Source organism: Flavobacterium sp., from assembly GCF_020217025.1.
Lineage (GTDB): Bacteria > Bacteroidota > Bacteroidia > Flavobacteriales > Flavobacteriaceae > Flavobacterium.
In genome coordinates, this window is the sequence record NZ_JAIWOF010000189.1 from 1 (window position 1) to 10,000 (window position 10,000).

The 10,000-nt window shown below is 31.9% G+C and carries 10 protein-coding genes; 5 read left to right on the forward strand and 5 right to left on the reverse strand.

Annotated elements, in window-relative coordinates; genetic code table 11:
- The 3 genes from LDL23_RS09755 to LDL23_RS09765 all read left to right on the forward strand — a co-directional run.
- Nucleotides 1-1,882: DNA mismatch repair protein MutS (locus LDL23_RS09755; protein ID WP_291265520.1), on the forward strand; the 1,882-nt coding region annotated here is incomplete at its 5' end.
- 69 nt (nucleotides 1,883-1,951) lie between these two features.
- Nucleotides 1,952-2,374, forward strand: coding sequence for a thiol-disulfide oxidoreductase DCC family protein (locus LDL23_RS09760; RefSeq protein ID WP_291265521.1), 423 nt, complete (start codon nucleotides 1,952-1,954; stop codon nucleotides 2,372-2,374).
- A 72-nt stretch (nucleotides 2,375-2,446) separates the two neighbouring features.
- Entirely contained in the window at nucleotides 2,447-2,590 is a 144-nt protein-coding gene (locus LDL23_RS09765) for a hypothetical protein (RefSeq protein ID WP_111565834.1), read from the forward strand.
- Between the two features lie 15 nt (nucleotides 2,591-2,605).
- Here the strand turns inward: LDL23_RS09765 and aroC are convergent, their stop codons facing one another.
- Nucleotides 2,606-3,667 carry a chorismate synthase gene (aroC, locus tag LDL23_RS09770; protein ID WP_291265522.1) on the reverse strand — a complete coding sequence of 354 codons (1,062 nt, stop codon included), beginning with the start codon at nucleotides 3,665-3,667 and terminating at the stop codon, nucleotides 2,606-2,608.
- A 156-nt stretch (nucleotides 3,668-3,823) separates the two neighbouring features.
- On the opposite strand from aroC, the gene LDL23_RS09775 reads away from it, so the two are divergent.
- A complete protein-coding gene (locus LDL23_RS09775; protein ID WP_291265523.1) occupies nucleotides 3,824-4,624 on the forward strand; it encodes a hypothetical protein in 801 nt (266 codons plus the stop codon).
- Nucleotides 4,625-4,674: 50 nt separating this feature from the next.
- Nucleotides 4,675-5,172 (forward strand): hypothetical protein, encoded by a 498-nt coding sequence (locus tag LDL23_RS09780; RefSeq protein ID WP_291265524.1) that lies wholly within the window; start codon nucleotides 4,675-4,677, stop codon nucleotides 5,170-5,172.
- A 36-nt stretch (nucleotides 5,173-5,208) separates the two neighbouring features.
- Here LDL23_RS09780 and LDL23_RS09785 read toward each other — a convergent pair whose 3' ends face one another.
- From LDL23_RS09785 to LDL23_RS09800, 4 genes are all read right to left on the reverse strand, one after another.
- On the reverse strand, nucleotides 5,209-5,640 hold the full coding sequence (locus tag LDL23_RS09785) for a protease complex subunit PrcB family protein (RefSeq protein ID WP_291265525.1): 432 nt from the start codon (nucleotides 5,638-5,640) through the stop codon (nucleotides 5,209-5,211).
- Nucleotides 5,640-6,770, reverse strand: coding sequence for an N-acetyl-alpha-D-glucosaminyl L-malate synthase BshA (bshA, locus tag LDL23_RS09790; protein WP_291265526.1), 1,131 nt, complete (start codon nucleotides 6,768-6,770; stop codon nucleotides 5,640-5,642). Before bshA ends, LDL23_RS09785 begins: the two co-directional genes overlap by 1 nt.
- A gap of 65 nt (nucleotides 6,771-6,835) precedes the next feature.
- On the reverse strand, nucleotides 6,836-7,291 hold the full coding sequence (locus LDL23_RS09795; RefSeq protein ID WP_291265527.1) for a DUF1801 domain-containing protein: 456 nt from the start codon (nucleotides 7,289-7,291) through the stop codon (nucleotides 6,836-6,838).
- A 41-nt stretch (nucleotides 7,292-7,332) separates the two neighbouring features.
- The coding region (locus LDL23_RS09800; protein ID WP_291265528.1) for a glycoside hydrolase family 3 N-terminal domain-containing protein at nucleotides 7,333-10,000 on the reverse strand (2,668 nt) is incomplete at its 5' end.

Consider the following 10,000-nt stretch of genomic DNA (forward strand, 5'->3'; position numbering starts at 1 on the left):
TGCCAACCTTTCAGAAACGGCGATTACGTTGATTCAGTTTTTAAAGAAGTTCGAAGATTATTATCCCAATTTGTACCAAAAAGCGTCTCAAATTGACATTGTAAAATTGATTATTCAACGCATTGATGAAGTAGTTGATAAGTTCGGAATCATAAAAGATAATGCTTCTCCAGATTTAGTAGATATTCGCCGAAACATTAATGTGGTAAGAGGGAAAATCAACCAGAGTTTTGGTATGGCTTTGAGTCAATATAATTCACTTGGTTATTTAGATGATATTAGAGAAACCGTGGTTGAAAATCGCAGAGTTTTAGCGGTTTTAGCCATGTATCGAAGAAAAGTAAAAGGTTCGATTTTAGGAAGTTCTAAAACAGGAAGTATCGCTTACATCGAACCCGAAGCAGCGCAACGTTATTCGCGTGAGTTAAACAATTTGGAATACGAAGAGCGCGAAGAAATCATGCGTATTTTAAAACGTTTAACCAATGAAATTCGTCCGTTTACTGAAACGATTGCGGCTTACCAAGACTTTTTAAGTGATATTGATGTGATTGCCGCAAAAGCTAAATATGCTAACAAAATCAATGGAATTCTTCCAAATATTATTGAAGAAAAGCGAATGTTTTTTAGAGAAGCCTTCCATCCTATTTTATATTTAAACAATAAAGAAAAGAAAGCGGTTACGTATCCACAAACCATCGAATTACATAATGAAAGTCGCATTATTGTGATTTCGGGCCCAAATGCTGGTGGAAAAACGATTTCCTTAAAAACCGTTGGATTACTACAATTGATGTTGCAAAGTGGGATATTAATTCCGGTTCACGAACGAAGCGAAACCTTTTTATTCGATAGAATTTTAACAGATATTGGCGACAATCAATCCATTGAAAATCATTTAAGTACATATAGTTACCGATTAAAGAACATGAACTACTTCTTAAAGAAATGTAACGCTAAAACCTTGTTCTTAATTGATGAATTTGGAACCGGTTCTGATCCTGAATTAGGTGGTGCTTTAGCAGAAACTTTCTTGGAAGAATTCTATGCTCGTGAAGCTTTCGGAATTATAACAACACATTACAGTAATTTAAAAATATTGGCTAACGAATTGCCTTATGCGTCGAATGCGAACATGATGTTCGATGAAAAATCATTAGAACCCATGTACAAATTGATTTTAGGTCAAGCCGGAAGTTCATTTACGTTTGAAGTAGCACAAAAAAATGGTATTCCGTTTGGATTAATCAATCGTGCTAAAAAGAAAATAGAAGGCGGAAAAGTTCGTTTCGACAAAACCATTGCTACCCTTCAAAAAGAGCGTTCAAAATTAGAAAAAACATCTTTAACTTTAAAAGAAGAAGAAACCAAAGCGCGTGAAGAAAGCAAAAAAATGGAAACCATCAATGCGAAAATTCAAGAGAAATTGGAGCGTTATCAAGAATTGTACGATGCTAACCAACGTTTGATTTATATTGGACAAAAAATTGATGATATTTCGGAGAGTTACTTCAATAACAAAGACAAAAAGACCTTAATTGGTGAGTTTTTAAAAATGGTTGAGATTGAAAATTCAAAACGTAGAAAACTTTCGGTTAAAGAAAAGAAAGTAAAAGAAGTTATCCAGAAAAAAGTAGAGGAAGAAGTAAAAGTTAAGGTAGAGGAAATTCGCACGGTTAAAAAAGAAAAGAAAATCAAAGCCAAAATTGAAGAAGAAAACAAACCAAAAGTTATACTAAAAGTTGGTGACCGTGTACGCATGAAAGACGGAAAAGCCATTGGAACCATTGATGTGATTGAAAAAACAAAAGCTACTGTAAATTACGGAATTTTTACATCAAAAGTGAGTTTAGACCAATTGGAATACGTACAACCTGTTTAATTTACACAGCCATATTTTCCCAATTTTTAAACTTGAAATTGACATTGAATTTGAAATTGACCTTGATATATGGAAATAGATGATTTACCGCAAGATAAAAAAATAATATTGTTTGATGGTGTTTGTAACCTTTGCAATTCCTCTGTTCAATACGTGATTAAGCATGATAAAAAAGATGTTTTCAGATTTGTTTCGCTTCAATCAGAATTGGGTCAAACAATTTTAAAACACATTGGAATCAATCCTATTCACACAGATAGCATAGTGTTGTATGAACCTGGAATTTCCTATTATTACAAATCAACAGCTGCTTTGCAAATTGCAAAAGGATTGAGTGGTATTTTTACTTTAGCAACTGTTTTTACGATATTACCAACAGGATTAAGAGATTTTGTTTACGATTATGTAGCAAAAAATCGATACAAATGGTATGGTAAAAAAGACGCTTGTATGATTCCAACCCCCGAATTAAAAGCTAAGTTTTTAGAATAAGTTACATGATAATTATCAGGAAATAAACAATTGATAAATTTTATCTTTGTTTAAATTCTAACCTTTGTAACTATGGCAAATTTATTATTACCTCTTTATTCACATAGCAATGGAACATTCATCATGATTATTGTTTTTGCTCTTGTGTGTCTTGGCTTAGTTGGCGCAGTAATGCTAATGATGAATAGTGATAAAAAGAAAAAAAACGACCAATAATTTGGTCGTTTTTTGTTATGAATAAATTTTATTTTGCAAAAAATAATCGGCAATAACTAAAGCAGCCATTGCTTCCACAATAGGTACGGCTCTTGGTACCACACAAGGATCGTGGCGTCCTTTCCCTTGTTGCTCAATAATTTCTCCTTGATTAGTTAAAACTTCTTGTTTTTGAATTAATGTTGCCACAGGTTTAAATGCAACTCGAAAGTATATATCCATTCCATTTGAAATTCCACCTTGAATTCCTCCTGAAAGATTACTTTTAGTAGTTCCGTCTGGATTGTATGAATCGTTGTGTTCGCTTCCTTTCATTTTAGCACCACAAAATCCGCTTCCAAATTCAAAGCCTTTTACCGCATTTATAGACAACATCGCTTTACCTAATTCGGCATGTAATTTATCAAAAACAGGTTCGCCTAAACCAATTGGTACATTTTGAATTACACAAGTAATTGTTCCACCGACAGTGTCACCTTGTTTTTTAATTTCTTTAATATAGGCAATCATTTTTTCTGCCGAAGCAACATCAGGACAACGAACCTCATTGCTTTCAGTCATAGAAAAATCCAAATCTTGATAAGGTTTATCGATAAAAATTTCACCTACAGATGAAACAAAAGCATTGATTTTAATATCAGGAATAATTTGCTTCGCAATAGCTCCACCTACTACTCTACTTGCTGTTTCACGAGCTGAACTTCTTCCTCCACCGCGATAATCACGAATGCCATACTTTTGTTCGTAAACATAATCGGCATGACTTGGACGATAGGTATCTTTTATATGCGAATAATCATCCGATTTTTGATTCGTATTTGGAATAATAAATCCTATTGGAGTTCCCGTCGTTTTGCCTTCGAAAATTCCAGATAAAAATTGCACTTCATCTTCTTCTTTTCGTTGGGTTACAATTGAAGATTGCCCAGGCTTTCTTCTTTGCATTTCATTATGAATAAAATCAAAATCTAATGTTAAACCAGCAGGACATCCATCTATAATTCCACCCAAAGCTTCACCGTGTGATTCACCAAAAGTGGTTAGTTTTAATAATTTTCCAAAAGTATTTCCTGCCATAACTGATACCAATCTTAAATTAATTTATATTGATAAACAAATGTAATGATAATTTAAAAAATAGTAGTCATAAAAAAGGATTCTAAATTCTGAGTTACTTATTCTTAAATAATTAATAAAAATGCTATATTGCTTAATAATTTAACCCTAATAACTATGAAAAAATCAATATTATTTATATTTTTATCAGTCTCTTCAATCTTTATTTCTTGTTCTAATGATGATGAACCTGAAAATAGTAATTTTAATATTCCACTAGTAGATGGAAATTATTGGACGTATGATGTAGATAGTGAAGGAATATTTTCAAGAGATTCTCTCTATATTTTTGGTGATATTGTTATTAATGATAAAACTTATAAAAAATTTCAAACAAAAGATGATATTGCTACTGGATTTTATTCTTCCTCATTAAGAAATAACAGCGTAAGAAAAAGTGGTTCTAAATTATTACTTTCGGGTAATTTGTCATTAGCTGCAGGACAAAGTTTACCAATTAACTTGGATTTATCATTAACTGATTTTGTTATTTTTAATAGTAATGCTTCTAACGGACAATCTTTAAATAGTTCTCCCGTAACAGGAACTATAGAACAAACGTATCAAGATTATCCCATTACTATAAATTATTCTCTTCAAAGTTATGGTGGAGAAAGTTTACCAACATTTACTTCTCCTATTGGAGATATTTATGAAAATGTAAAGGCTACTAAAATAAAACTAAATGTAACGGTTACTACAGTTCAAACAATTGGTTTATTTACAATTCCTATTACAATTTTGTCTCCTCAAGATTTAATTATATCAACAATTTATACGGCAGAAAACATCGGTGTAGTTTATGTAAATACAAACACTAATTATTCAATTAATTCAGATATTGCTGATCAATTTGAAATACCAGTTTCAGGATCTCAAAACCAAAAAGAATACCTTGATTTGTATTTGGCAAACTAAAATGGCATAGAATTTGTAAAAAATTAGCTATATTTGTAAAAACATATAATATGAAGAAATTAATTTTATCTGCTTTTATGCTACTAGGCTTAGCATTTAGCGCTCAGGCTCAAGACATTTCAAAAAATGCATTAGGATTACGTTTAGGTGATAATGATGGATTTGGTGGTGAAATTTCTTACCAAAGAGGGATGGGATCTAACAATCGATTAGAATTTGACTTAGGTTGGAGAAATAGTAAAGATGTTGATGCTTTTAAATTAGTTGGTTTATATCAATGGATTTGGAACATTGATGGTGGATTCAATTGGTATGCTGGTGCTGGTGCTGGTGTTGGAAGCTGGAGCTACAACAAAAATGGATTTAAAGATAGTGGAAGCTTTGTATTAGCTGCTGGAGATTTAGGTATTGAATATAACTTTCAAGAAGCACCTATTCAATTATCTTTAGACTTTAGACCAGAAATTTATTTTGGCGGTGATTATGCTGATTTTAGAGACGGTTTTGGTCCAGATATCGCATTAGGAATTAGATACAAATTCAACTAATATTAAAAAAGTCCCAATTAAATTGGGACTTTTTTTTTATTCTATTATTAATTTTTTGCCTTTTGGTATTAAAGCTATACAATAAGGTGAAGTAATTACAGTTGTTGTAATTTCACCTGCTTTAGGTTGTATTTCTTTTTTCTTTACCAAAATAGTGGAATTATCATTTACTACTGATTCAACATCAATTGAATAACCTCCAGATGTTTTTTGTCCTTGATATAAAACTAATACATCTTTCTTTTTAAAATCAACTTTTAAAAAATTTGCATATTGCGATTCGTCTAATTTTAGAGATTCTATAAATTGAATATACGATTCATTATTTTGTATTAACAAATGACTCGATTTTTCAGCTCCACCCATTTCACTTTTAAAAATTACCGAAAAAGAAGAGTCTACTACTTGTTTTGGAGACGAAGTACTACAAGATATAATTACTAAAATTAAAGGTAAAAATTTGATCATTATTTTGAATTTAAAGCTTTAAAATAAACTTGCTCATATAAAGGCATGATATTTTGAATATCAAAAAGTTTAGCTGTTTCTAAAGCATTCACTTTAAATTGCGCTAATTTATCCTCATCTTTTAACAGCGAAATAGCATCACGACTCATTTTAGCAACATCGCCAACATCACTCAAATAACCAGAAAAGTCATCTTTATTTACTTCGGGAAGTCCACCAGAATTACTCGAAATTACAGGAACACCACAAGCCATAGCTTCTAAAGCGGCTAATCCGAAACTTTCTGTTTCTGAAGGTAATAAGAACAAATCGGAGAAACATAAAATTTTATCAATTTCATTACTATTTCCAAAGAAAATCACTTTATTTTGAATTCCTAATTGTTCGCATAATTGCTCTGCTCCTTCTTTTTCTGGACCTTCTCCTACCATCATTAATTTAGATGGAACTTCTTTCTGAATTTCATAAAAGATTTTTACAATATCTTCGATTCGTTTTACTTTTCTGAAATTGGAAATATGAGTTATAATTTTCTCATCCTCATTCGCCATTAACGAACGATGACACGGAATATTTTCTTTTAATTTATCCTTGTTTAACTCGATGAAATTCGGGATAACTTCAATTTCTTTTTTAATATCAAACAAACGATACGTATCGTCTTTTAAACTTTGTGAAACACTCGTTACCACATCTGATTTATTGATACTGAAACTTACTGCTGGTTTGTAAAATGGGTGATTTCCAACTAATGTAATATCGGTTCCGTGAAGCGTGGTGACCATTGGAATATGAATACCTTCATCTGCTAACATTTGTTTTGCCATATATCCAGCATAGGCATGTGGAATGGCATAATGCACGTGTAAAACATCAATTTTGTACAATTTCACCATATCAACTAACTTACTCGAAAGTGCTAATTCATAAGGCTGATAATGAAACAACGGATATTCTGGAACGTGAACTTCATGATAATGCACATTTGCATTCAACAAGGCTAATCGCACGGGTTGACTGTAAGTTATGAAGTGAATTTCGTGACCTCTTTTGGCTAATTCCAAACCCAATTCGGTTGCTACAACACCACTTCCTCCAAATGTAGGATAACAAACTATCGCAATTTTCATCTATTTAAATTTTGAAATAAAATTACCACTTCTAACGTTGGCAATTCTAAAACATTTGTTAAAAATTATTTTTTAAAAGCCGCCTCGTAAGTAGCTATCCAATCTTGTACTGTGATTTTTTTTACTAATTCACCAATCAATTCAAACGGAATGTTTTCTGGCTTTTTGATGCGCAAACAGCTTTTGCCAATATCTAATTTTTGCTTTGAATGTTTTGGATATTCGGTTACAAACCAATCGTATAATTCAGGTTTAGCATAAATTCCCATGTGATAGAAATTAATGCTGTTTTTCTGGCTTGCAAATGACATGAATGGTAGTGGTAATTCTGGAGTACAGTGATAACCTGGCGGATAGATTGAATGAGGAACAGAATAGCCAATCATACCATAACCAATTCCTTCCTGAAAACCTTCTGGAAGATTCTCTAAGATTATATTTCTTAATTTATGTAACGCTTCTCTTCTGTCTTCTGGAGCTTCGTTGATGTATTGCTCTACTGTTGATGCTGTTGATGTCATAGTTAATTGGTTGAAGATTATATAGAATAAATTTACAATAATTACTCAACAATAGCTTCGTAAATTACTTTCTGAATATTTTCTCTAATATTTTCTTTAGATAATTTATTTGCTGCATTGGAATCTGGATACGTTCTGTTAGATAAGAAAACGTAAACAATTTCTTTTTCTGGGTCAGCCCAAGTCATGGTTCCTGTAAATCCAGTATGACCAAAACTTGTTAGTGAAACGCAACCACATGTTGGCCCTTCATTTCCTAATTGCGGTTTATCAAAACCAACTCCTCTTCTATTTCCTTCTTTACAGAAATAACAAGTGTTGAACATATTAAATGTATTTTCAGAAATGTATGTTCTTCCGCCATAGCTACCTTTTTGAAGATACATTTGCATCACTTTTGCTACATCTAATGCATTTGCAAATAAACCTGCATGACCAGAAACTCCTCCTTGCATTGCCGCTGCCATATCGTGAACATATCCTTGTACTAATTGATGTCTGAAATATGTATCATTTTCCGTTGGAATAATTCTACTCGAATTCATTTTTCGCAGTGGATTGTACATAATAGAATTAGCACCTAAAGGCTCGAAAAAATTTGTATGAGCTAATTCTTCAAGTGATTTTTTGCTATGTAACTCTAAATATTCTTTAAAAAGAATGAACGTAAAATCGCTGTATTTGTATTGTTTTTTTGGTAGTAAATCACTTTTTAAAATGGTACTGATAATGGTATCATTATAATCTTTTCTTAAATATAATTTATCGGCTACGTGAATAGGAAAATCATCTGAAAATTCAGTTCTGTAAAAATGCGTACTCGGTCGATTCAAACTGTCTAAAGTAGCTTTATAAAAAGGAATCCAAGGTTGAAAACGAGCCTGATGTGTTAACATATCTAAAACCGTTGCGTTTGCTTTATTAGAGTTTTTAGCTTCAGGCAACATGGTTTTTAATTTCGTTTCCAAAGTTAAATGACCTTGATCAAATTCTTGCATGACATTAGGTAAAGTAGCAATAATTTTTGTCAAAGAAGCAATATCATACACATCTGTATTCGTCACATTTTGACTTGATTCATAAGTGTGATTTCCGAATGATTTTTGGTAAATAACTTTTCCTTTTCGAGCAACAACTACTTGAATACCCGGTGTCATTTTCTTAGAAATAGCGTAATTAGCGATTGAATCTATTTTAGTTAACACTTTAGAATTCATGCCTACGTTTTCTGGAATTGTAAACCCTAAACGTTTGATTTCTAATGTTTCAATTCCTTCATTTACTTTGAATTCGTCATCAATTGAAACAGGTAGTTTTCCTTTTGCTCCCATGGCTCCAAATATAATTTGAGGGGCAATCGTTTGTGCAATATCGTTGTTTTGATACGCCACAACTATAGTTTCAATATCTTCGAAGTTTTTTAGATTCGTAAGCGAATATGGTTTTGTGAAACAAGTTAAAATCACATCGTTTTGCTTAGCAATTTGGTTAATCCAAAGCATTTCTTTGAAATTCAAATTGTGATTTCTCCATGCGCCATCTTGTTTGTGATAACCAATAATTACTTTCGTATAATCTTGTAATTGTACTAAAACCGAATCTAAATTTTTGTTTGTAATTTCACTAATTGAAGCGTAATTTCTCAAATTAGCTAAAAACGTATCTGATTTATCGTTTCCTAATTTAATATAGGCAATTTTCTCCTTTTCAATATCACGAACAGGAACTAATTTATCATGATTTTTGACAACAGTAACTGCATTTTCATATAATTTATAATTTAAAGCATCATATTCTACCGCATTCAAATCTTTGTATAAATTATCTAAAACAATTGGTTGGTAGTTATTTAAATTCGCTTTGTATTTATAAGCTAAAATCTTTTTAACCGAATACATCAAACGATCTTCTGTAATAATTCCAGCATCGAAAGCTTCTTTAAATTTCTTAATCGCAACCGGAACATTTTCAGCAAATAACAAAACGTCATTTCCAGCTAAAAAAGCTTCTAAATCAATATCGCCAGGTTTTTTAAAATTACTTGCGCCTTTCATATTCAAGGCATCAGTAAAAATTAAACCTTCAAATTGCAATTCTTTTTTAAGAATATCAGTAACTACTGGATAGGAAATGGATGTTGGATAATTTTCTCTAGGTTCAATGCTTGGTACATTTAAATGCGCAACCATAACACTAGTTAATCCGTTTTTAATCAATTCTTTATAAGGAAAAAGTTCTACATCGTTCAAACGATTTCTGTCGAAATTTACAACCGGTAATGTATGATGTGAATCGGTTGAAGTATCGCCATGACCTGGAAAATGTTTCGCTGTTGCATAAACGCCTTCGTCTTGTAAACCTTTCATTAAAGCAATGGCTCTAGCGGTAACGTTTTCTTTAGTTTCTCCAAACGAACGATTGCCAATAATTGGATTTTTTGGATTCGTATTGATGTCAACAACTGGAGCAAAGTTGAAGTGAATTCCCATTCGCTTTGATTGTTTTGCCATTTGATTTCCAGCTTTTTCAATCAACTTCATATCTTGAACTGCACCTAATGTCATGTTCCAAGGATAACGATAGGTAGAATCTAATCGCATACTTAAACCCCATTCGGCATCAATTCCGATGAACAATGGTACTTTTGATTTTGCTTGATATCTATTGGTTAATTTTGCTTGACGCACTGGTCCGCCTTGAAAGAAAATC

Bases quoted from the DNA above. Each gene is read 5' to 3' on its own strand.
- LDL23_RS09760 (WP_291265521.1), top strand. From the start codon at position 1,952: ATGGAAATAGATGATTTACCGCAAGATAAAAAAATAATATTGTTTGAT.
- bshA (WP_291265526.1), bottom strand. From the start codon at position 6,770: ATGAAAATTGCGATAGTTTGTTATCCTACATTTGGAGGAAGTGGTGTT.
- LDL23_RS09795 (WP_291265527.1), bottom strand. From the start codon at position 7,291: ATGACATCAACAGCATCAACAGTAGAGCAATACATCAACGAAGCTCCA.
- LDL23_RS09765 (WP_111565834.1), top strand. From the start codon at position 2,447: ATGGCAAATTTATTATTACCTCTTTATTCACATAGCAATGGAACATTC.
- LDL23_RS09785 (WP_291265525.1), bottom strand. From the start codon at position 5,640: ATGATCAAATTTTTACCTTTAATTTTAGTAATTATATCTTGTAGTACT.
- LDL23_RS09775 (WP_291265523.1), top strand. From the start codon at position 3,824: ATGAAAAAATCAATATTATTTATATTTTTATCAGTCTCTTCAATCTTT.
- aroC (WP_291265522.1), bottom strand. From the start codon at position 3,667: ATGGCAGGAAATACTTTTGGAAAATTATTAAAACTAACCACTTTTGGT.
- LDL23_RS09780 (WP_291265524.1), top strand. From the start codon at position 4,675: ATGAAGAAATTAATTTTATCTGCTTTTATGCTACTAGGCTTAGCATTT.